Source organism: Streptomyces aurantiacus (genome assembly GCF_027107535.1).
Taxonomy (GTDB): domain Bacteria; phylum Actinomycetota; class Actinomycetes; order Streptomycetales; family Streptomycetaceae; genus Streptomyces.
In genome coordinates this window covers 7,999,438-8,020,907 of record NZ_CP114283.1, presented here as the reverse complement: position 1 = coordinate 8,020,907, position 21,470 = coordinate 7,999,438, and the positions used below count along the sequence as shown (strand labels likewise).

At 69.9% G+C, this 21,470-nt stretch carries 19 protein-coding genes and 1 tRNA gene; 19 read left to right on the top strand and 1 reads right to left on the bottom strand.

The window, feature by feature from the left end:
- Nucleotides 1–162 precede the first annotated feature (162 nt).
- The 5 genes from O1Q96_RS37325 to O1Q96_RS37305 all read left to right on the top strand — a co-directional run bounded on the left by O1Q96_RS37325 (nucleotide 163) and on the right by O1Q96_RS37305 (nucleotide 4,569).
- Nucleotides 163–984, top strand: coding sequence for a bifunctional DNA primase/polymerase (locus O1Q96_RS37325; RefSeq protein ID WP_419587012.1), 822 nt, complete (start codon nucleotides 163–165; stop codon nucleotides 982–984).
- Nucleotides 981–2,138 carry an AAA family ATPase gene (locus O1Q96_RS37320; protein WP_269252325.1) on the top strand — a complete coding sequence of 386 codons (1,158 nt, stop codon included), beginning with the start codon at nucleotides 981–983 and terminating at the stop codon, nucleotides 2,136–2,138. The genes O1Q96_RS37325 and O1Q96_RS37320 overlap by 4 nt, the downstream gene beginning before the upstream one ends.
- Nucleotides 2,135–2,329 (top strand): helix-turn-helix transcriptional regulator, encoded by a 195-nt coding sequence (locus O1Q96_RS37315; RefSeq protein ID WP_269252324.1) that lies wholly within the window; start codon nucleotides 2,135–2,137, stop codon nucleotides 2,327–2,329. The genes O1Q96_RS37320 and O1Q96_RS37315 overlap by 4 nt, the downstream gene beginning before the upstream one ends.
- Entirely contained in the window at nucleotides 2,326–3,786 is a 1,461-nt protein-coding gene (locus O1Q96_RS37310; RefSeq protein ID WP_269252323.1) for a tyrosine-type recombinase/integrase, read from the top strand. Before O1Q96_RS37315 ends, O1Q96_RS37310 begins: the two co-directional genes overlap by 4 nt.
- A 120-nt stretch (nucleotides 3,787–3,906) precedes the next feature.
- On the top strand, nucleotides 3,907–4,569 hold the full coding sequence (locus O1Q96_RS37305; RefSeq protein ID WP_269252322.1) for a hypothetical protein: 663 nt from the start codon (nucleotides 3,907–3,909) through the stop codon (nucleotides 4,567–4,569).
- 153 nt (nucleotides 4,570–4,722) lie between these two features.
- Here O1Q96_RS37305 and O1Q96_RS37300 read toward each other — a convergent pair.
- Nucleotides 4,723–4,794: transfer RNA gene (locus tag O1Q96_RS37300), tRNA-Arg, on the bottom strand.
- Nucleotides 4,795–4,996: 202 nt separating this feature from the next.
- Between O1Q96_RS37300 and O1Q96_RS37295 the strand changes: the two genes are divergently transcribed.
- The 14 genes from O1Q96_RS37295 to O1Q96_RS37230 all read left to right on the top strand — a co-directional run bounded on the left by O1Q96_RS37295 (nucleotide 4,997) and on the right by O1Q96_RS37230 (nucleotide 21,461).
- Nucleotides 4,997–5,533, top strand: a complete 537-nt coding sequence (locus O1Q96_RS37295) for a response regulator (RefSeq protein ID WP_269252321.1) — start codon at nucleotides 4,997–4,999, stop codon at nucleotides 5,531–5,533.
- Between the two features lie 216 nt (nucleotides 5,534–5,749).
- The gene (nrtL, locus tag O1Q96_RS37290) at nucleotides 5,750–6,847 is read left to right on the top strand and encodes an ArgS-related anticodon-binding protein NrtL (protein WP_269252320.1); all 1,098 of its coding nucleotides are present in this window, start codon (nucleotides 5,750–5,752) and stop codon (nucleotides 6,845–6,847) included.
- 37 nt (nucleotides 6,848–6,884) lie between these two features.
- Entirely contained in the window at nucleotides 6,885–8,276 is a 1,392-nt protein-coding gene (gene lysA / locus O1Q96_RS37285) for a diaminopimelate decarboxylase (RefSeq protein ID WP_269252319.1), read from the top strand.
- 161 nt (nucleotides 8,277–8,437) lie between these two features.
- On the top strand, nucleotides 8,438–9,736 hold the full coding sequence (locus O1Q96_RS37280; RefSeq protein WP_217456847.1) for a homoserine dehydrogenase: 1,299 nt from the start codon (nucleotides 8,438–8,440) through the stop codon (nucleotides 9,734–9,736).
- Nucleotides 9,737–9,742: 6 nt separating this feature from the next.
- Nucleotides 9,743–10,801, top strand: coding sequence for a threonine synthase (thrC, locus tag O1Q96_RS37275; RefSeq protein ID WP_269252318.1), 1,059 nt, complete (start codon nucleotides 9,743–9,745; stop codon nucleotides 10,799–10,801).
- A 229-nt stretch (nucleotides 10,802–11,030) separates the two neighbouring features.
- On the top strand, nucleotides 11,031–11,960 hold the full coding sequence (gene thrB / locus O1Q96_RS37270; RefSeq protein WP_269252317.1) for a homoserine kinase: 930 nt from the start codon (nucleotides 11,031–11,033) through the stop codon (nucleotides 11,958–11,960).
- A gap of 388 nt (nucleotides 11,961–12,348) precedes the next feature.
- Nucleotides 12,349–14,472: a transcription termination factor Rho gene (gene rho / locus O1Q96_RS37265; RefSeq protein ID WP_269252316.1), complete on the top strand. Its 2,124-nt coding sequence runs from the start codon at nucleotides 12,349–12,351 to the stop codon at nucleotides 14,470–14,472.
- Nucleotides 14,473–14,857: 385 nt separating this feature from the next.
- Nucleotides 14,858–15,994: an LCP family protein gene (locus O1Q96_RS37260; RefSeq protein WP_269252315.1), complete on the top strand. Its 1,137-nt coding sequence runs from the start codon at nucleotides 14,858–14,860 to the stop codon at nucleotides 15,992–15,994.
- 232 nt (nucleotides 15,995–16,226) lie between these two features.
- The gene (rpmE, locus tag O1Q96_RS37255) at nucleotides 16,227–16,454 is read left to right on the top strand and encodes a 50S ribosomal protein L31 (protein WP_269252314.1); all 228 of its coding nucleotides are present in this window, start codon (nucleotides 16,227–16,229) and stop codon (nucleotides 16,452–16,454) included.
- Nucleotides 16,455–16,627: 173 nt separating this feature from the next.
- Nucleotides 16,628–17,704 carry a peptide chain release factor 1 gene (gene prfA, locus O1Q96_RS37250; RefSeq protein ID WP_269252313.1) on the top strand — a complete coding sequence of 359 codons (1,077 nt, stop codon included), beginning with the start codon at nucleotides 16,628–16,630 and terminating at the stop codon, nucleotides 17,702–17,704.
- Nucleotides 17,705–17,814: 110 nt separating this feature from the next.
- Entirely contained in the window at nucleotides 17,815–18,654 is an 840-nt protein-coding gene (gene prmC, locus O1Q96_RS37245) for a peptide chain release factor N(5)-glutamine methyltransferase (protein WP_217456831.1), read from the top strand.
- Nucleotides 18,655–18,738: 84 nt separating this feature from the next.
- Nucleotides 18,739–19,386, top strand: a complete 648-nt coding sequence (locus O1Q96_RS37240) for an L-threonylcarbamoyladenylate synthase (protein ID WP_269252312.1) — start codon at nucleotides 18,739–18,741, stop codon at nucleotides 19,384–19,386.
- Nucleotides 19,383–20,063, top strand: a complete 681-nt coding sequence (locus O1Q96_RS37235; RefSeq protein WP_217456829.1) for an arsenate reductase/protein-tyrosine-phosphatase family protein — start codon at nucleotides 19,383–19,385, stop codon at nucleotides 20,061–20,063. Before O1Q96_RS37240 ends, O1Q96_RS37235 begins: the two co-directional genes overlap by 4 nt.
- 147 nt (nucleotides 20,064–20,210) lie before the next feature.
- Nucleotides 20,211–21,461 (top strand): serine hydroxymethyltransferase, encoded by a 1,251-nt coding sequence (locus tag O1Q96_RS37230; RefSeq protein ID WP_269252311.1) that lies wholly within the window; start codon nucleotides 20,211–20,213, stop codon nucleotides 21,459–21,461.
- The last annotated feature ends 9 nt before the right edge of the window (nucleotides 21,462–21,470 follow it).

Sequence of the window (21,470 nt, the reverse complement as noted above, 5' to 3'; positions counted from 1 at the left end):
CCGCGGCGGCGGGACTCCCCAGCAAGGTCGCCCGCCGCCGCGGTTCTCCCTGCCCATCCGAAGACAGAACAGGAGAACCCCAGGATGCCGTACTCCGACGGCCCTGCCCAGCTCGCCTCAGCGCTTGACGCAGCGTCGCGAGACTGGCACGTCTTCCCTCTCGTGCCTGGTGACAAGCGCCCCGCCATCTCCGCATGGGAACAGCACGCCACCACCGACTGCGAGCGCATCACCCGATGCTGGTCACGCGCCGCGTACAACGTCGGTATTGCCGCCGGGCCTTCAGGTCTGGTCACCATCGACTTGGACCGGCCCAAGCACGCCGCAGACACCCCGCCGGCCGATTGGGCCGAGCATGGGGTCACGGACGGAGCCGACGTGCTCGCCCTGCTCTGCGAGCGCCACGGCCAGCCCTTCCCCGCCGACACGTACACGGTCCGCACATGGAGTGGCGGCACTCACCTGTACTTCGCCGCGCCCGGGGGCGAGCCCCTGCGCAACACCGCCGGGGACAGCGCCCGAGGACTGGGCTGGAAGGTCGACACCCGCGCCGTGGGCGGACTCGTGGTCGCCGCAGGCAGCACCTTTGCCGGACGCACGTACGAGGTGGCCCACAACGCCCCCGTGGCGCCCTTGCCAGGCTGGCTCGCCGAACTCCTTCGGCCCGCCCCGCTGCCGCCACAGAAGCCCATCAGGGTCGCCCTCACCGGTCGCGGACGACGTGCGGCCTTCCTGCGGTCCGCGGTCAACGGTGAAGTGGCGCGGGTCGCCGAGTCCGGAGAGGACCAGCACAACAATGCGCTGTTCATCGCTTCGGTCGCCCTCGGACAGCTTGTTGCCGGGGGAGAGCTGAGTGAAGCCGACGTGAGTGGCTGGCTGCTGACCGCTGCTCTCCAAGTCGGCCAGGGCGAGCGCGAGGCGCACCGCACCATCGCCTCCGGGCTCAGGACCGGAGCACGGCGACCCAGGACGGTCGCCGCGTGAGCGCCAACCCGATCCCGCCCCTGCACCTGTACTCCGTGCCCAGCGACTCTCAGCCCTCGGCAGTGGCACCGCCGAAGCGGGAGCGCCCGCGGACCGCGTGGACGGCCGATCAGCTCATGGCCACGCAGTTCCCCGAGCCGAAATGGGCCGTGCCCGGCATCCTCGCCGAAGGCGTGAGCTTGCTCGCCGGACCGCCCAAGGTCGGCAAGTCATGGCTGTCTCTCGGGCTCGCCCTCGCGGTTGCAGCCGGAGGGCAGGCGTTCGACTCCGTGCCTGTTCCGGGCGGACCGGTCCTCTACCTCGCTTTGGAGGACACCCCGCGTCGCCTTCAGAGCCGCATGGGCAAGCTCCTGGGGGGACAGCCGGCGCCTGCCGGTCTGACCCTGGTCACCGAGTGCCCGCCCTTCCCCCAGGGCGGCACAGAGGCCATCGCGCAGTGGTTGGACCGCAACCTCGATGCGCGCATGGTCGTCATTGACGTGTTCGCCAAGATGCGCGGACAGGCCCCGCAAGGGGTTTCGGCGTACGACGCCGACTATGTGTCCGTCAGCTATGCGAAGCGGCTCGCTGATCACTACAGCGTGGCTGTCGTCCTCGTCCACCACGTGCGCAAGGCTGCTTCCGAGGACTTCCTGACGGAGGTCTCCGGGACCAACGGCATCGCGGGCGCCGCGGACGCCACGCTCGTACTGAAGCGGGCGCGCGGGCAGGCAGACGGCATCCTGCACGTCACCGGCCGGGACGTGGACGAAGCGGAGTACGCGCTTCAGTTCCAATCTGCTTCCGGAGCCTGGCACTTGCTGGACGGTCCTGCGACCGACCACACCGTTGGGGACACCCGAGCCGCGATTCTGCGCTATGTCCGTGCTCATCCCGGAGCGAAGCCCAAGGACATGGCGGGCGAGCTGTCGCAGGTCGACATCGACACGATTCGGCGGACGTGCTCCCGCATGGCCGAGGCGGGACAGCTCACCAGGGACGGCAGCGGCCGGTATTACCCGGACACCGAGACCCGGACACAGGGCGTACCGGAGGTGTCCGAGCTGTCCGACTGTCCGGCTACCTCACCTGACCAGCACGAATACCCCGGACAGTCGGAATTGGAGCTGTCCGGGCTGTCCGGGTCGACCGAGGCCGAAGGGACGGCGGTATGAGTTCCCGCGCGCTGGACGAGAAGTTGACCGTCGCGGAGGTCATCACTGATCTGAAGGTGGCTCCGTCGACGTTCTACCGGTGGCGCCAACTCGGGAAGGCCCCTCGTTCGATCAAGCTTCCCAACGGTGACGTACGAATCCGCCGATCCGAGTACGAGCGGTGGCTTGCGGCGCGGGAGGACGCCGCGTGAGCACGACAGAAGGCACCCCGGCTCGCCGCCCCCACGGGTCGGCCCGACCGGGGTACTCCCTCGATGTCCGACTCTGGAAGGTCACGAGGGTTGACCGGAAGGCGCGTCCGTACCAACTCCGTTGGGTCGTGGGCGGGAAGGTCAGCAGCGCGACGTTCGCCACCTCAGCACTTGCCGAGAGTCGACGCTCGGAGCTGCGTCAGGCCATGCGACGGGGGGAAGCGTTCGAGATCACAAGCGGGCAGCCTGAGTCCGAGGTCCGCGCGGCGGAAGCGGCGGCCACCGTGGCCGAGGCCAAGCCGTCGTTGCGGTGGTTCGAGTTCTGCCGGAAGTACATTGCCGGGCGGTGGCGTCTGAGTGCCGCCAAGACCCGAGAGGGCATGGCGGACGGACTTGCGGCCGTGGCGCTCGCCATGGTGAAGCGCGGGGAGAACACCCCTGACGACACGGATCTACGACTGGCCTTTCGGTGGGGGATCGTCCCCACGAACGCGGGGCAGGAACCGCCGGCCGAACTGAAAGCCGCGTACGAGTGGCTCACAACGCAGGACCGGCCGGTTGTCGACCTGGTCGACTCCGAGGTGTTCGAGGACGTGGTTTACCGGCTTAGCTATCGACTGGACGGCACTCCGGCGGCAGGCGAGACACACAAGCGGCGACGCCGCGCCCTGAACACCGCTCTCGAACATGCGGTGGCCGCCAAGGAACTCCCGGAAAACCCCCTCCAAGGGGCCCACAAGAAGCGCGTGGGCTCCGGCGCGGTGGTGGACCGGCGCGTCCTCGTGAACGCCGTACAGGGCCGCCAGTTGCTCACCGCCGTCTCCTACGTCGGCTCATGGGACCGCAGCCGCGGGCGGCGCCTGGTCGCGTTCTACGCCGTGCTCTACTACGCGGGTCTCAGGCCCGCCGAGGCGGTTGGACTGCGGCTGTCCGACTGCCACCTCCCGGACGTGGGTTGGGGCACGCTGACACTGCGGGAGACACGTCCTGTCTCCGGCAAGCAGTGGACAGACTCCGGGGAGCGGCACGACCGCCGGGGCCTGAAGGCGCGGGAGGCGGACACGGACCGTCCGGTCCCCATCCCGCCCGTCCTGGTCGCAATCCTTCGGTCCCATCTGAAGGAGTTCGGGACCGCCAAGGAGAACCGTGTGTTCGGGAATGAGCGTGGGGGAGTGGTCGGCTCATCCACGTACTGGCGTGTGTGGGAGGAAGCGCGGCTGTTCGCCCTCCCGCCTGAGCGCGTCGACTCGCCCTTGGCCGGACGCCCGTACGACTTGCGGCACGCATGCATTACGCGGTGGCTAAACGCAGGGGTTCCGATCGCTGAGGTGGCCCGAAGGGTTGGCAACTCCCCGGAGGTGATTCACCGCCGGTACCACGGCTGTATCGACGGGCACGAGGAAGTGGCCAACTTGAAGATTTCGACTGCTTTGGAGGCAGACGGCGATGTTGTTTAACTCGCAGGCCGCTCTTGGTCCTTGAATCGGGGGTTCGAGGACCGCCCCCGGTCGCCCGGAAAGATCCGGAGGTTTTTCGAGGGTCGACCCAACTGGCAGACTCATGCCATGTTGTTACTGATGGTCGCCACAGAGCAGCAGAGCACGCTGCCCGCCGCCGCTTTCGTCGGAGCCTGTGCCCTTGTGTTCACGGTCGCCTCGTTCTGGTGGCTCAATGCTCGACAAGGTCGGCTGAAGTCATGGGAGCCTCTCACCTTCGCTGGGGCGGTGACTGTCTCCCAGTCGCGTATCCGGTTCCCTGTTGTTTTCTACAACACGGGCGCCAAGCCGATTGTCGTCAGAGACTTGCGGATTTCCTTCCGTGACGACGACCTGGTGTCAACGACGCCTTTGCCGTGGACGTCGTCGAGGTCTCATCTCCGTCCTGAGGAAGACGATGGGGTGAAGCTGCCTGCTGCTTTTGCGGTACCTGGCAGGTCAGCAGAACAGTTGTTCATCGAGTTCGGTACGAGCAAACCTCGTTACTTCGTCCCGGAAGCGCGCCCATGTCAGGTCGCAATCGAAGCGCTCCTAGGGCACAAGGAGGGCTGGCGCGAGCTTGTTGTCTTCACATGGCACGCTGATCGCCTCGTGAACCCATCCGCCTACATTGCATACCGCAATCTCGCAGAGGCAGTAGAAGGCGATGGCTCGGATGTAGCGGTGGCGGCACTCGATGCGGTGGCTGCCAGCGTGATCGCGAAGGGCGGCACCCCAGACGGCAGGAAGCGGAAGGACCCCTGAGCACTGTGTCGGAGGCGTGTCGCGTGTATCGCAGATAGTGCGCGAACAGTGAGAGACAACGAGAAAGAGCGGGAGTCAGTGAGACTGACTCCCGCTCTTTCATGTCGGCATCCGCCCAGCTCAGCGCCTTGTTCTTGCTGGCTGTGTGGCGAGTGCCCCCGGCAGGATTCGAACCTGCGCACACGGCTCCGGAGGCCGTTGCTCTATCCCCTGAGCTACGGGGGCGTGTCGGGCGCTGTGATTGCGGCGACGGGTAGAACCCTACCAGCTCTTTCGGGGTCGTCATGAACGGGTTTTGGGGGTCGGGGGAGGCGTGTCGGAGGGTGGTTCGATCTTGTTGTGGGTGTGGAGTTGAGGGGCCGCGGTGCGTCGGGTCGGGCGTCGGCCGACGGGGCCCCGGTACAGGGACTGAAGTCCCCCGCGTGGGGTGGAAGTGGGCAAAAGCCGGACGCGGCCCCGGGCGCCGACCTACTCTCGACTTGTGCCAGGCGCGTCGGGTCGGGTGCTTGTTGTGGACGACAACAAGGTCATCCGGCAGCTGATCAGGGTCAACCTCGAGCTGGAGGGTTTCGAGGTCGTGACCGCGGCCGACGGTGTCGAGTGTCTGGACGTCATCCACCAGGTTCGGCCCGACGTCGTGACCCTGGATGTGGTCATGCCTCGGCTGGACGGGTTGCGTACCGCCGCCCGGCTCCGGGCCGATCCACGGACGCGCAACCTTCCCCTCGCCGTCGTGAGCGCCTGTACCCAGTACGAGGTCGAGAGCGGCCTCGACGTCGGCGTCGACGCCTTCCTGGCAAAGCCCTTCGAGCCTGCTGAACTGGTGCGGCTCGTACGCCAGTTGATGGAGCGGCGGGAGTCCGCGGCCACCCGTTCCGGCAGTGGCTCCGGCGCGTCCTTCGAGAGTGCCGAGAGCCTCTACGGATCCGGCGGGGCAGAGTGCGCCGGCCGGCCCAGCGGCTGAGGGAAGAAGGCAAGGGGAGGAGAAGGGGAAGAGGGAGTGCGTTCGAGGGCCCGTCCTGTCGGCGTCTTCGTGGATTTCTCTCTGCGGAGCCCCCTGTGCGGTCCCCCTCATTGAGTTCGCTCGTGAGGTGACCCCAGGGGCGTCACCCGTCCACATCCCGGACCCCCTCCCAAACCAGTTCGCCTACCCACCCCCCTCCTCCCCTACGCTTGTCCCGTGACCCCCGTCGAGCTCTCCCGTACCGTTCTGCGCGCCGTGCGCCGTGCGGTGGACGCCGGTGAGCTCTCCGTGCCCGTGCCCGAGAGGGCGCAGGTCGGGCCGCCCGGGCCCGGCGGGCGTGGTGACTACGCCACGAATGTCGCCCTGCAGCTGGCCCGCCCCGCCGGCCGGCCGTCGTGCGAGGTCGCCGAGATCCTGCGGCCGCACCTCTTCGACGCGGCAGGGGTGACGCGGGTCGACATCACCGGGCCCGGTTTCCTCAACATCAGCGTCAGCGGCAGGAGCCAGGCCCTGGTCGCCGAGATCCTGCGCTGCGGGGAGCGCGGGAAGCCGTACGGGTACGCCGCGCGGCCCACCGGTGAGCTGGTCCAGCTGCACCATCCCGGTGAGGTGCGCGCCGCCGTGACCGGGCAGGTTCTCGCCCGGATCCTCCGGTCCCAGGGCGCCCTGGTCCGTACGTCCTGCGAGACAGAGCCGGATCCGGCCTGGGCGGGGCCCCTCGGTGTCACCGTCGACGCCCATGGCAGGCCCGGCTCGCCCGTCCCCCTCGAGATCAACGTGCGGCCCGTGCCCGCCGGCCAGGACCCCACCCCCCTCGGCCGCGACGCCGCCCGCTGGGCCCTGCTGCACCCCGCACCCCACGACCGCCCCCGCATCACCGGCGAGCACCTCGTCCAGCGGGAGAGCAATCCGCTCTTCAGGGTCCGCTACGCCCACGCCCGCGCCCGGGCCCTCACGCGTAACGCCGCCGATCTCGGCTTCACCCGCACCACAGGAGACGCGGACGGAGGCGGAGCAGGGGCCGGGGTCGGTGACGGAGGCGTACCGCTGGACGACGGCGGTCTTGTCGACGCTCTCGACACGTATCCGCGTGTCCTCGCCGCCGCGGCGCGGCACCGCGTGCCCGACCGTCTCGCCCGGCACCTGGTCGTCACCGCCGACGCGATGCTCGCCTTCCAGCACACCGTGCTCCCGCTGGGGGGCGAGAAACCCTCGGCCGCCCACCGCGCCCGGCTCGCGCTCGCCGAAGCCGCCGGGACGGTGCTGGCCGGCGGCCTGACCCTGCTCGGCATCGACGCACCAGAACATCTGTAGAAGATCTCTGGCACACCTCTGAGAAAGCCCAACAGACATGAGCCGTTCCGCACACCCCGCCGGGCCCCGTCACGCCGATGTCCTGCCCGAGGGCCACTACTCCGCTCCGGCGGCCGACCTCAACGCCCTCGACCCGAAGGTCTGGGCCCAGACCGTCACCCGTACCGAGGACGGGTCGGTCAGCGTCGGCGGGATCGACGTGGCCACGCTCGCCGAGGAGTTCGGCACCCCCGCCTACTTCGTCGACGAGACCGACTTCAGGGCGCGGGCGCGCGCCTGGCGCACCGCCTTCGGCCACGACGCCGACGTCTTCTACGCCGGCAAGGCGTTCCTGTCCCGCGCCGTCGTGCGCTGGCTGCACGAGGAAGGCCTCAACCTCGACGTCTGCTCCGGCGGCGAGCTGACCACCGCCCTCTCCGCCGGCATGCCCGCCGACCGCATCGCCTTCCACGGCAACAACAAGTCGACGGAGGAGATCACCCGGGCCGTCGAGACCGGTGTCGGACGCATCGTCCTCGACTCGTTCCAGGAGATCGTCCGCGTCGCGCACATCGCCCAGTCGCTCGGCAAGCGGCAGCGGGTGCAGCTCCGGGTGACCGTCGGCGTCGAGGCCCACACGCACGAGTTCATCGCCACCGCGCACGAGGACCAGAAGTTCGGGATCGCGCTCGCGGACGGGCAGGCCGCCGAGGCCGTACGGCGGGCGCTCGCCCTCGACGGGATCGAGCTCATCGGGATCCACTCCCACATCGGGTCGCAGATCTTCGACATGGCCGGGTTCGAGGTCGCCGCACGGCGTGTGGTGTCCCTGCTCGCCGAGATCCGTGACGAGCACGGCGTGGAGCTTCCCGAGATCGACCTCGGCGGTGGGCTCGGCATCGCCTACACCAGCGACGACGACCCGCGCGAGCCCCACGAGATCGCCAAGGCCCTCGGCGAGATCGTGACGAGGGAGTGCGAGGCGGCCCGGCTGCGGACCCCCCGCATCTCCGTCGAGCCCGGGCGGGCCATCGTCGGGCCCACCGCCTTCACCCTCTACGAGGTCGGCACCATCAAGCCCCTCGAAGGACTGCGTACCTACGTCTCCGTCGACGGCGGGATGTCCGACAACATTCGTACGGCGCTCTACGACGCCGAGTACAGCGTCGCCCTCGCCTCCCGGACCAGCGACGCCGAGCCCATGCTGGTGCGCGTCGTCGGCAAGCACTGCGAGAGTGGCGACATCGTCGTGAAGGACGCCTTCCTCCCCGCCGACCTCGCGCCCGGTGACCTCATCGCGGTGCCGGCCACCGGTGCGTACTGCCGCTCGATGGCCAGCAACTACAACCACGCCCTGCGCCCGCCCGTCGTCGCGGTCCGCGACGGCGAGGCCAGGGTGATCGTCCGCCGGGAGACGGAGGAGGACCTCCTGCGTCTCGACGTCGGCTGACGGAAGACAAACAAGCCATACGGAGGAGGGCGGAAGATCTCCTGTCTTCCGCCCCCGCACAAATGAAATAGACATCTCACGATCCGGACGAAGGGCAGAAACTCCCGTCCGGTGAGTGAGACTGGTCCCACCGTGACGGTATGAGGAAACGAGGTCGGATGATGCGTACGCGTCCGCTGAAGGTGGCGCTGCTGGGCTGTGGGGTCGTCGGCTCAGAGGTGGCGCGCATCATGACGACGCACGCCGACGACCTCGCCGCCCGCATCGGTGCCCCCGTCGAGCTGGCGGGCGTGGCCGTGCGGCGGCCCGCCAAGGTGCGCGCGGGCATCGACCCCGCGCTCGTCACCACCGACGCGACCGCCCTGGTCAAACGGGGTGACATCGACGTCGTCGTCGAGGTCATCGGCGGTATCGAGCCCGCCCGTGCCCTCATCACCACCGCGTTCGAGCACGGCGCGTCCGTCGTCTCCGCGAACAAGGCGCTCCTCGCCCAGGACGGTGCCGCGCTGCACGCCCTGGCCCAGGAACAGGGCAGGGACCTCTATTACGAGGCCGCCGTCGCCGGTGCCATCCCGCTGATCCGGCCGCTGCGCGAGTCCCTCGCCGGCGACAAGGTCAACCGGGTCCTGGGGATCGTCAACGGAACCACCAACTTCATCCTCGACAAGATGGACTCGACGGGCGCCGGCTATCAGGAAGCGCTCGACGAGGCCACCGCCCTGGGATACGCGGAAGCCGATCCCACCGCCGATGTCGAGGGGTTCGACGCCGCCGCCAAGGCCGCCATCCTCGCCGGTATCGCCTTCCACACGCGCGTACGCCTCGACGACGTGTACCGCGAGGGCATGACCGAGGTCACCGCCGCCGACTTCGCCTCGGCGAAGGCCATGGGCTGCACCATCAAGCTGCTCGCCATCTGCGAGCGGGCCGCCGACGGGGGATCGGTCACCGCGCGGGTGCATCCCGCGATGATTCCGCTGAGCCACCCGCTCGCCTCCGTGCGCGGCGCGTACAACGCCGTGTTCGTCGAGTCGGACGCCGCGGGGCAGCTCATGTTCTACGGGCCGGGCGCGGGCGGCGCCCCCACGGCGTCCGCCGTCCTCGGCGACCTCGTCGCCGTGTGCCGCAACAGGCTCAGCGGCACGACAGGGCCCGGCGACTCGGCGTACGCCCAGTTGCCCGTCTCGCCCATGGGCGAGGTCGTGACCCGCTACCACATCAGCCTCGACGTGGCGGACAAACCGGGTGTTCTCGCCCAGGTGGCGACCGTCTTCGCCGAGCACGGCGTGTCGATCGATACGGTTCGCCAGCAAGGACGGCAAGACGGAGGCGGCGATGCCTCCCTCGTCGTCGTCACGCACCGCGCGTCCGACGCGTCCCTCAACGGGACCGTCGAGGCGTTGCGCAACCTCGACACCGTGCGGGGTGTCGCCAGCATCATGCGGGTTGAAGGAGAGTAACCAGCAATGACCCACCAATGGCGCGGAATCATCGAGGAGTACCGGGACCGGTTGCCGGTGTCCGGCACCACGCAGGTCGTGACACTCCGTGAGGGCGGTACGCCGCTCGTGCCCGCGCAGGTGCTCTCCGAGCGCACGGGCTGCGAGGTCCACCTCAAGGTCGAGGGTGCGAACCCCACCGGGTCCTTCAAGGACCGCGGTATGACCATGGCCATCACGCGGGCGAAGGAGGAGGGCGCGAAGGCGGTCATCTGTGCCTCGACGGGCAACACGTCTGCCTCCGCGGCCGCCTATGCCGTCCGGGCCGGGATGGTCTCCGCCGTCCTTGTCCCGCAGGGCAAGATCGCGCTCGGCAAGATGGGCCAGGCCCTCGTGCACGGCGCGAAGATCCTTCAGGTCGACGGCAACTTCGACGACTGCCTCACCCTGGCGCGGAGCCTCTCCGACAACTACCCGGTGGCACTGGTCAATTCGGTGAACCCGGTGCGTATCGAGGGCCAGAAGACCGCGGCCTTCGAGATCGTCGACATGCTCGGCGACGCCCCCGACATCCATGTCCTCCCGGTGGGCAACGCGGGCAACATCACCGCGTACTGGAAGGGGTACACGGAGTACGCCGCCGACAAGATCGCCGGGCGCACTCCGCGGATGTGGGGCTTCCAGGCGTCCGGGTCCGCGCCCATCGTGCGCGGCGAGGTCGTCAAGGACCCCTCGACGATCGCCACCGCGATCCGTATCGGCAACCCGGCCTCGTGGCAGTTCGCGCTCGCCGCGCGGGACGAGTCGGGCGGCTTCATCGACGAGGTGACGGACCGTGAGATCCTGCGCGCCTACCGGCTGTTGGCCGCTCAGGAGGGTGTCTTCGTCGAGCCCGCGTCCGCCGCGTCCGTCGCCGGTCTGCTGAAGGCCGCAGAGCAGGGGAAGGTCGACCCGGGGCAGCGCATCGTCTGCACGGTGACGGGGAACGGGCTCAAGGACCCCGACTGGGCCGTCGCGGGCGCCCCGCAGCCGGTCACGGTCCCGGTCGACGCGGCCACTGCGGCCGAGCGCCTCGGTCTCGCGTAACCGCACCACCCGACAGGGGGTGCACAGGGGGCTTACGACACGCATCGTGCGCCTCCTGTGCGCCCTATGTCGCCACAGAACCTTCCTTCGATAGGCTGTACCGAACCCGCCCGCCGCATATGCCGCGGTGCCGCGCCGTCCCTGCGGCCTCCGGGTCTTCCGCATTCTCCGTACGTCTCGCAGGATTTCGAAAATCTCGCAGCTCAAGCTCAAGGAGAGTCATCGAGCGATGGCCGGTCCAGCGTTCCGCGCCGCCGCCGTCCGGGTGCGCGTCCCCGCCACCAGTGCCAACCTCGGCCCGGGCTTCGACGCCCTGGGTCTGTCACTGGGGCTCTACGACGACGTGGTCGTCCGGGTGGCCGACTCCGGGCTGAACATCGACATCGCGGGCGAGGGAAGTGAGACGCTCCCGCGCGACGAGCGTCACCTCCTCGTACGATCCCTGCGCACCGCCTTCGACCTGCTGGGCGGACAGCCCCGCGGCCTCGAGATCGTCTGCGCCAACCGCATCCCGCACGGCCGCGGCCTCGGCTCCTCGTCCGCCGCGATCTGCGCCGGCATCGTCGCCGCACGCGCAGTGACCATAGGCGGCGACTCCAAGCTCGACGACACGGCGCTCCTGGAGCTCGCGACCGAGATCGAGGGGCACCCCGACAACGTCGCTGCCTGTCTGCTCGGCGGGTTCACGCTGTCCTGGATGGAGGGCGGCGCGGCGCGCGCGATCAGGATGGAACCCGCGGATTCCATCGTTCCGGTGGTTTTCGTACCGGGGAAGGCCGTGCTGACCGAGACCGCCCGCGGACTGCTCCCGCGCACCGTCCCGCACGTCGACGCCGCCACCAACGCGGGCCGCGCCGCACTGCTCGTCGAGGCCCTGACCAGGCGCCCCGAGCTGCTGCTGCCCGCCACCGAGGACCGGTTGCACCAGGAGTACCGCGCCCCGGCCATGCCGGAGAGCCTGGCGCTGGTGGAGCGGCTGCGTGCCGACGGAGTTCCCGCGGTCATCTCCGGAGCCGGTCCCACCGTGCTGGCGCTCGCCGACGAGGCGACGGCCGACAAGGTCGCACGACTGGCGGGCGAGGGCTGGGCGGCCAACCGGCTGGACCTCGACGCCACCGGCGCGAGCGTGCTCCCGCTTGCTCCGGTCAGCGTCCATTGACTACGTAGTGTTGCCGGATTTCGAGAGGGGGAATGTTTGTTGGATCCGGTAGTGTTAACCTCAAGTCTGCACCCGACCCCACCATGGCGAGGTGCTTCACGTCCCCGTCCGGGACAACCATTCTTCCGGGAGCCCCCCAAACTGCTTTGTGCCATGCATTGGGTGCTACGCGCTGAGCGGTGCTGAGCACGCTCCGGAACCGGCGTGACCGAGCCGATGGACACCGCACCTCAGTGCCACGGCCACGGGAAACGTCATCCCAGAAATTCCCTCCGCCTTTTGGCGGACCACCGCCCCGGCACGGTCCACACATGACGGACCACTGTCGGACAGCACAACCGGTCGCCGAGCCAGACAGGCCGACGTCCGCTCCAGGGAAGGACCCTTCGTGAGCGACACCACCGATCTGATGGGCGCACGTGTCGAGGAGACCGCTGCCGCGCCCGCCACGGACGCCTCCGCGCCTGCCACCGGTGCCGGCTCCCGTCGGCGCCGCGGTACCGGCCTCGAGGGCATGGTGCTGGCCGAGCTGCAGCAGGTCGCATCCGGCCTCGGCATCAGGGGCACCGCGCGGATGCGCAAGAGCCAGCTGATCGAGGTCATCAAGGAGGCGCAGGGTGGGGGTACCTCCCAGGCCGCTTCAGGCTCTGGGGGAGGGAGTGCCCCGGCCAAGGCCGCGGACGCCACCGAGACGAAGCCCAAGCGCCGGGCCACCTCGAAGGCTCGTACGGGTGACGAGGCCGCCTCCGCCGCCGACAAGAAGGCGGACGCCAAGGCCGAGAAAGCCGTGGCCCAGCAGCAGATCGAGATTCCGGGCCAGCCCGACGGAGGCCCCTCGCGCGCGAGCGAAGCCGACCGTGGGGGAGACGACGCCCCGGTCGAGCGCCGCAGGCGGCGCGCGACCGCCGACGCGGGCAGCCCCGAGACGGTCACCGCCGAGGCGAAGAGCGAGCCGAAGGCCGAGACGCCCGCCCAGTCGCAGAGCGACGCCTCGGACGGCGGCGCCGACGGCCGTCAGGGCCGCCGCGACCGTCGTGACCGCGGCGACCGTGGTGAGCGCGGCGACCGTGACCGTGGTGGCCGCGACCGCGACCGCCGTGGCAAGAGCGACGAGCAGCAGGGTGGCCAGGGCGGTCAGGGTGGCCAGGGCGGCGGCAATCAGCAGCGCCAGGACCGTCAGGACCGGCAGCAGCAGGGCGGCGGCCGTCAAGACCGCCAGGACCGCCAGGACCGCCAGCGTGACAACGGCCCGCAGGACGACGACGACTTCGAGGGTGGCCGCCGCGGCCGCCGCGGTCGTTACCGGGACCGCCGTGGCCGCCGTGGCCGCGAGGAGTTCGGCCCCAACGAGCCGCAGGTCGCCGACGACGACGTCCTGATCCCCGTCGCGGGCATCCTGGACATCCTCGACAACTACGCGTTCATCCGCACCTCGGGCTACCTGCCGGGGCCGAACGACGTGTACGTCTCCCTCGCCCAGGTCCGCAAGAACGGTCTGCGCAAGGGTGACCACGTCACCGGCGCGGTCCGTCAGCCCAAGGACGGCGAGCGCCGCGAGAAGTTCAACGCGCTGGTCCGCCTCGACTCGGCGAACGGCATGGCTGCCGAATCAGGGCGCGGGCGGCCCGAGTTCAACAAGCTGACGCCCCTTTACCCGCAGGACCGGCTCCGTCTGGAGACCGACCCGGGCGTGCTGACGACCCGCATCATCGACCTCGTCGCGCCGATCGGCAAGGGCCAGCGCGGTCTGATCGTGGCCCCGCCGAAGACCGGCAAGACCATGATCATGCAGGCGATCGCCAACGCGATCACGCACAACAACCCCGAGTGCCACCTGATGGTCGTCCTGGTCGACGAGCGTCCGGAAGAGGTCACCGACATGCAGCGGTCGGTGAAGGGCGAGGTCATCTCCTCGACCTTCGACCGCCCCGCCGAGGACCACACCACGGTCGCCGAGCTCGCCATCGAGCGTGCCAAGCGCCTGGTGGAGCTGGGCCACGACGTCGTCGTGCTGCTCGACTCGATCACGCGTCTGGGCCGTGCGTACAACCTCGCCGCCCCGGCCTCCGGCCGCATCCTGTCCGGTGGTGTCGACTCGACCGCGCTCTACCCGCCGAAGCGCTTCTTCGGTGCCGCGCGCAACATCGAGGACGGCGGCTCGCTGACGATCCTGGCCACCGCGCTCGTCGACACCGGCTCGCGCATGGACGAGGTCATCTTCGAGGAGTTCAAGGGCACCGGCAACGCCGAGCTCAAGCTCGACCGCAAGCTCGCCGACAAGCGCGTCTTCCCGGCGGTGGACGTCGACGCGTCCGGTACCCGTAAGGAAGAGCTCCTGCTCGGCAGCGACGAGCTCGCCATCACCTGGAAGCTGCGTCGCGTGCTGCACGCGCTCGACCAGCAGCAGGCGATCGAGCTGCTGCTCGACAAGATGAAGCAGACGAAGTCGAACGCCGAGTTCCTGCTGCAGATCCAGAAGACGACGCCGATGCCGGGCAACGGCAACGACTGAGGTCGCAGCCGGCTCGGCCGGACAGCGGTACCGCGAAGGGCCGCCCCCGTCACACACGGGGGCGGCCCTTCGCGTTGCCGTGTGCCGGGGGACAAGCCGGTGTCGCCAGGGGCCGCACGCGAGACCTTCACCACAGGTGTGAAGGGCGTCACGGGGCGTGGGAACCATCGCGTCCGCCCCCGAAAGCGCAGGTGAGCCGTCGGTGACCGCCTGCGCCACTCACTCACCGTTGCCATCGGCGCACCGTACGGTCACAGCCTGTTGTGCAACCCTTTTTTCGGTTTCAACGTCTGAACAGACGGGTCCTGACAGAGACGTCACGGCACTTGACCACGCCTGACCCTGACCGCAGGGGGTAACCGAGCCAGCGAGGACTGAGGAGCACATGTCTGCCGAGAGCATTCCGGAACCCGGTATCCCGGACGATTCCGGTACCACCGTCCCGCGCCACCGCGCCACGGGCCGCCGCCGCAAGCCGCGCAGCAGGCGCCACAAGGCGCTCCTCGTCACGGCCTGGTCCGCTGCGGGCGTCCTCGTCCTGGGCGGTACCGGTCTCGGGTACATGTACTTCAGCCTCAACGACAACATCAAGAGCGTCGACATCAACCAGGCACTCGGCACCGACCGGCCCCTGGACGTCGACAACGGCTCGCAGGACATCCTCGTGCTCGGCTCCGACACCCGCTCCGGCAGCAACAAGAAGCTCGGCGGCGGCATCGACGACGGCAGCGCCCGCTCGGACACGGCGATGATCGTGCACGTCTACGAGGGCCACAAGAAGGCCAGCGTGGTCTCCATACCCCGCGACACCCTCGTGCCCCGGCCCGAGTGCACCGACAGCCAGGGCGTCAGGCACGACGCCGCGTCCCTGGCGATGTTCAACTCGGCGTACTCGACGGGCGGCGCCGCCTGCGCCGTGAAGACCGTCGAGTCGATGACCGGCATCCGCATGGACCACTACCTGGAGGTCGACTTCAGCGGCTTCCAGAAGCTGATCGACGAGCTCGGCGGTGTCGAGGTCACCACGACCAAGAGCATCACCGACAAGGAGAGCCACCTCGACCTGGAAGCCGGCACGCACCAGCTCACCGGCAAGCAGGCGCTCGGTCTGGTCCGTACGCGCCACGGTGTCGGCGACGGCTCCGACCTCGGCCGCATCCAGCTCCAGCAGGCGTTCATCAAGGCCCTCGTCAACCAGGTCAAGGACATCGGCGTGCTGACCAGCCCGACGAAGCTGTACGACCTCGCCGACACCGCGACCAAGACCGTCACCACCGACTCCGACCTCGACTCGGTCAAGGACCTGGCGTCGTTCGCGGGCGGGCTCAAGGGGATCAGTTCCTCGAAGATGAACATGGTCACGATGCCGGTCCAGTACGACCCGGCCGACGCGAACCGCGTCCTCCTCCAGAAGACCAAGGCCGAGCTGGTCTGGGACGCCCTGAAGAACGACCGGGCGATCCCGAAGTCGGCGACCGAGAAGACGGCGAGCGGCGACGCCAAGGGCGTGATCGCCTCGTAGTCCCGCAAGGGGCACGGGCACACCGCACGACGGCCCGGGACCGGGCCCGCACCGGCCCACGGCGACACTCGGGCACCCCGGGGCGCACCACTCCCACCCCCGGGGAATACCCGACGCCGTCCCCCGGTTTTGGGAGATGGCACCAGTCCTGGCAGACTGGACAGTCGGCCCCGGTTCACGCACCCGCATCCCGCGGCGGCGACCCGGCGCCCTCCCGAAACTAGGAGACACCTTGAAGCGCGACATCCACCCCGAGTACGTCGAGACGCAGGTCAGCTGCACCTGTGGCGCGTCGTTCACCACCCGCAGCACGATCTCCAACGGCACCGTCCGTGCCGAGGTCTGCTCCGAGTGCCACCCGTTCTACACGGGCAAGCAGAAGATCCTCGACACCGGTGGCCGTGTGGCCCGCTTCGAGGCCCGCTTCGGCAAGGCCAAGGCTGCCGCTGACAACAAGTAGCGAGCTCGCAGCGCCGGTCTCCGGCGCCTCCGACCAGGGGGCGCCGGGACCGGCGCTTTGCGGTGCAGCCCCCTCCCCCGAGCTCTCGACCCCGATCGAGCGGGGGGAACCCCCAAGCCGTACCTACGTCCCCGAGCCCGTGACGAGCCGGGGGCAGCCCATTGGAGCCGGAGATGTTCGAGGCGGTCGAGGAACTCATCGGCGAGCACGCCGATCTGGAGAAGAAGCTCGCTGACCCGTCGGTCCACGCCGACCAGGCCAACGCGCGCAAGCTCAACAAGCGTTATGCCGAGCTGACCCCGATCGTCGCGACGTACCGCTCCTGGAAGCAGACCGGGGACGACATCGAGACGGCCAAGGGGTTCGTCGCCGACGACCCCGACTTCGCCGCCGAGGTCAAGGACCTGGAGAAGCAGCGCGAGGAACTGACGGAGAAGCTGCGGCTGCTCCTCGTCCCGCGCGACCCCAGCGACGACAAGGACGTCATCCTCGAGATCAAGGCGGGCGCGGGCGGCGACGAGTCGGCCCTGTTCGCCGGCGACCTCCTGCGCATGTACCTCCGGTACGCCGAGCGTGTCGGCTGGAAGACCGAGATCATCGACTCCACCGAGTCCGAGCTCGGCGGCTACAAGGACGTCCAGGTCGCCGTGAAGACCAAGGGCGGCCAGGGTGCCACCGAGCCCGGCCAGGGTGTCTGGGCCCGGATGAAGTACGAGGGCGGGGTGCACCGCGTGCAGCGGGTCCCCTCCACCGAGTCGCAGGGCCGCATCCACACCTCGGCCGCCGGCGTGCTCGTCACGCCCGAGGCCGAGGAGGTCGACGTCGAGATCCTCGCCAACGACCTGCGGATCGACGTCTACCGCTCCTCCGGGCCCGGCGGCCAGTCCGTCAACACGACCGACTCCGCCGTGCGCATCACGCACGTTCCCACCGGAGTCGTCGCCTCCTGCCAGAACGAGAAGAGCCAGCTGCAGAACAAGGAGCAGGCGATGCGTATCCTGCGCTCCAGGCTGCTGGCCGCGGCGCAGGAGGAGGCGGAGAGCAAGGCCGCGGACGCCCGCCGCAGCCAGGTCCGCACCGTCGACCGCTCCGAGAAGATCCGTACGTACAACTTCCCGGAGAACCGCATCTCGGACCACCGCGTCGGCTTCAAGGCGTACAACTTGGACCAGGTCCTCGACGGTGACCTCGACTCGGTGATCCAGGCCTGCGTGGACGCCGACTCGGCGGCCAAGCTCGCCGCGGCCTAGGACGCGCACCAGCACAGCCGCAGTACCCATCCGCTCGACGGACAACAGCTCAGCCCCGGAGGACCAGCGTGCAGCAACATTTTGGGGGGCGAACCCCAAACCCCCGCGGAGTGCTGCTCGCGGAAGTGGCCCAGGCCACCCAGCGGCTGGCCGACGCCGGCGTGCCCTCGCCGCGCAACGACGCCGAGGAGCTCGCCGCGTTCGTGCACGGCGTGAAGCGGGGCGAGCTGCACACCGTCAAGGACTCCGACTTCGACGCCCGGTACTGGGAGACGATCGCGCGCCGTGAGGCCCGTGAGCCGCTCCAGCACATCACCGGACGGGCCTACTTCCGCTACCTGGAACTCCAGGTCGGGCCCGGCGTGTTCGTGCCCCGGCCCGAGACCGAGTCGGTCGTCGGCTGGGCCATAGACGCCGTCCGTGCGATGGACGTCGTGGAGCCGCTGATCGTCGACCTGTGCACCGGTTCGGGCGCCATCGCGCTCGCCCTCGCGCAGGAGGTGCCGCGCTCCCGCGTGCACGCCGTCGAACTGTCCGAGGACGCGCTGCGGTGGACCCGTAAGAACGTCGAGGGGTCCAGGGTCGACCTGCGGCAGGGGGACGCGCTGGACGCCTTCCCCGACCTCGACGGCCAGGTGGACCTCGTCATCTCCAATCCGCCGTACATCCCGCTCACGGAATGGGAGTACGTCGCTCCGGAGGCCCGGGACCACGATCCCGAACTCGCCCTGTTCTCGGGGGAGGACGGCCTCGACCTGATCCGCGGCCTGGAGCGCACCGCGCACCGGCTGCTGCGGCCGGGCGGTGTCGTCGTCGTCGAGCACGCGGACACCCAGGGCGGGCAGGTGCCGTGGATCTTCACCGAGGAGCGGGGCTGGGCCGACGCCGCCGACCACCCCGACCTCAACAACAGGCCGCGGTTCGCGACCGCCCGCAGGGCGATGCCATGACCGCGGCGACTTCTTGCGTGGACGACGTGGACATCGTTAGACGCGCGGCCAACGGGGCCCGCGTGTTCGAGGAGGCTTGCTGATATGGCACGGCGATACGACACCAACGACGCGACCGACCGCTCGACGGGTCTGCGCGAGGCCGCGTCCGCCGTCCGCCGGGGCGAGCTCGTCGTCCTGCCGACCGACACCGTGTACGGGGTCGGCGCCGACGCGTTCAGCTCGGAGGCCGTGTCCGACCTGCTGGAGGCCAAGGGCCGGGGCCGGAGCATGCCCACGCCCGTCCTCATCGGCTCCCCGAACACGCTGCACGGCCTGGTCACGGACTTCTCCGAGATGGCGTGGGAGCTCGTCGACGCCTTCTGGCCGGGCGCGCTGACCCTCGTCGCCAAGCACCAGCCGTCGCTCCAGTGGGACCTGGGGGACACCCGCGGCACCGTCGCCGTGCGCATGCCGCTGCACCCGGTCGCCATCGAGCTGCTGACCGAGGTCGGCCCGATGGCCGTCTCGTCCGCGAACCTCACGGGACACCCGTCCCCCGAGGACTGCGACGCCGCGCAGGAGATGCTCGGCGACTCCGTCTCCGTGTACCTGGACGGCGGCCCCACCCCCGGCATCGTCCCCTCGTCGATCGTCGACGTGACGGGCAAGGTGCCGGTGCTGCTGCGCGCGGGGGCCCTGTCGGCCGAGGAGCTGCGGAAGGTCGTACCCGACCTCGAGGTGGCGAATTGACAGCCCCTGACGCGGGGCGTGGCATAGGTACGGGGACGGGGAACACGGGGGCTTACGGCGACGGGGCCTCGGGCGACTCCTTCTTTCGCATCCTCCACGTCAGCACCGGCAACGTGTGCCGCTCGCCGATCACCGAGCGGCTGACCCGCCATGCCCTGGCGGACCGCCTCGGCGACCCCCTGTGGGGCGGCCTGATCGTGGAGAGCGCCGGCACCTGGGGGCACGAGGGCGCCGCCATGGAGGCCAACGCGGAGACGGTCCTCGCGGACTTCGGCGCGGACCCCTCCGGCTTCGTGGGCCGCGAGCTGCTGGACGAGCACGTCATCAGGGCGGACCTGGTGCTCACCGCCACCCGCGACCACCGCGCCCAGGTCATCTCCATGGGCCACTCGGCGGGCCTGCGCACCTTCACGCTGAAGGAGTTCACCCGCCTGGTCCGGGCCATAGACCCCGCGACGCTCCCCCCTCTGGAGGAGGGCATGGTCGCGCGCGCACGGGCACTGGTCCGTGCTGCGGCGGCTCTACGCGGGTGGCTCCTGGCGCCGACGGCGGAGGCGGACGAGGTGTACGACCCGTACGGGGCGCCCCTGCCGTTCTTCCGGTCGGTGGGGGACGAGATCCAGCAGGCACTGGACCCGGTGGTCACGGCGCTGACAGGGGTGCCCGCGCGCACCTGACCGGGGCCCCGGGACGACGCGAGGGGCCAAGCCGTACGAGGCGCGCGCCGGGGGACGGGACACCGGCTCGGACGTAACACCGGGCGCGGTGGAGAACTCGGTTCTACATTGGACGTAGGTCCCCCCCGCCGAGGTCCGGAGTCAGCCATGCCGGTCACACACATGCTTGAAGGTCCGCCGTCGGCCGACGTGCTCGGCCGGCAGGATCCGGAACTGGCCGAGATCATCCTCGGCGAGCTGGAGCGGCAGACGACGACGCTGCAGCTGATCGCTGCCGAGAACTTCACCTCGCCGGCCGTGCTGGCCGCCCTGGGCTCGCCACTCGCCAACAAGTACGCCGAGGGCTATCCCGGTGCCCGGCACCACGGCGGCTGCGAACTGGTCGACGTCGCCGAGCGGGTCGCCATGGAGCGTGCGAGGGCCCTCTTCGGCGCCGATCACGCCAACGTGCAGTCCCACTCCGGGAGTTCGGCCGTGCTGGCCGCGTACGCCGCCCTGCTGCGCCCCGGTGACACCGTCCTCGCGATGGGCCTGCCGCACGGCGGGCACCTGACGCACGGGTCACCCGCCAACTTCTCCGGCAGGTGGTTCGACTTCGTCGGATACGGCGTCGACCCGGAGAGCGGGCTCATCGACCACGAGCAGGTTCGGGCGCTGGCCCGTACGCACCGCCCGAAGGCCATCGTGTGCGGGTCCATCTCCTACCCCCGGCACATCGACTACGCCGCCTTCCGCGAGGTGGCGGACGAGGTCGGCGCGTACCTCATCGCCGACGCCGCCCACCCCATCGGGCTCGTCGCCGGGGGAGCTGCCCCCAGCCCGGTCCCGTACGCCGACGTCGTGTGCGCGACCACGCACAAGGTGCTGCGCGGACCGCGCGGCGGAATGCTGCTGTGCGGGAGCGAACTGGCCGAGCGCGTGGACCGGGCGGTCTTCCCCTTCACCCAGGGCGGCGCGCAGATGCACACCATCGCCGCCAAGGCCGTCGCGTTCGGCGAGGCGGCAACACCGGCGTTCACCGCGTACGCCCATCAGGTGGTCGCGAACGCGCGGATGCTCGCGGGGAGCCTGGCCGCCGAGGGGCTCGCGGTCACCACCGGCGGCACCGACACCCACCTGCTGACCGTCGACCCGGCGCCGCTCGGCGTGGAGGGCCGCACCGCCCGCGGACGTCTCGCCGCCGCCGGAATGGTCCTCGACACCTGTGCGCTGCCCCACCCCGACGTGCGCGGACTGCGCCTGGGCACGGCCGCCGTCACCACGCAGGGCATGGGCGAGGCCGAGATGACCCGGATCGCCGCGCTGTTCGCGACGGCCCTGCGGGACGAGGCGGCCGGCCGTCGCGTGCGTGAAGAAGTGCGGGATCTGACCGGGAGATTTCCCCCCTATCCCGGCTAGCGGGGGGTA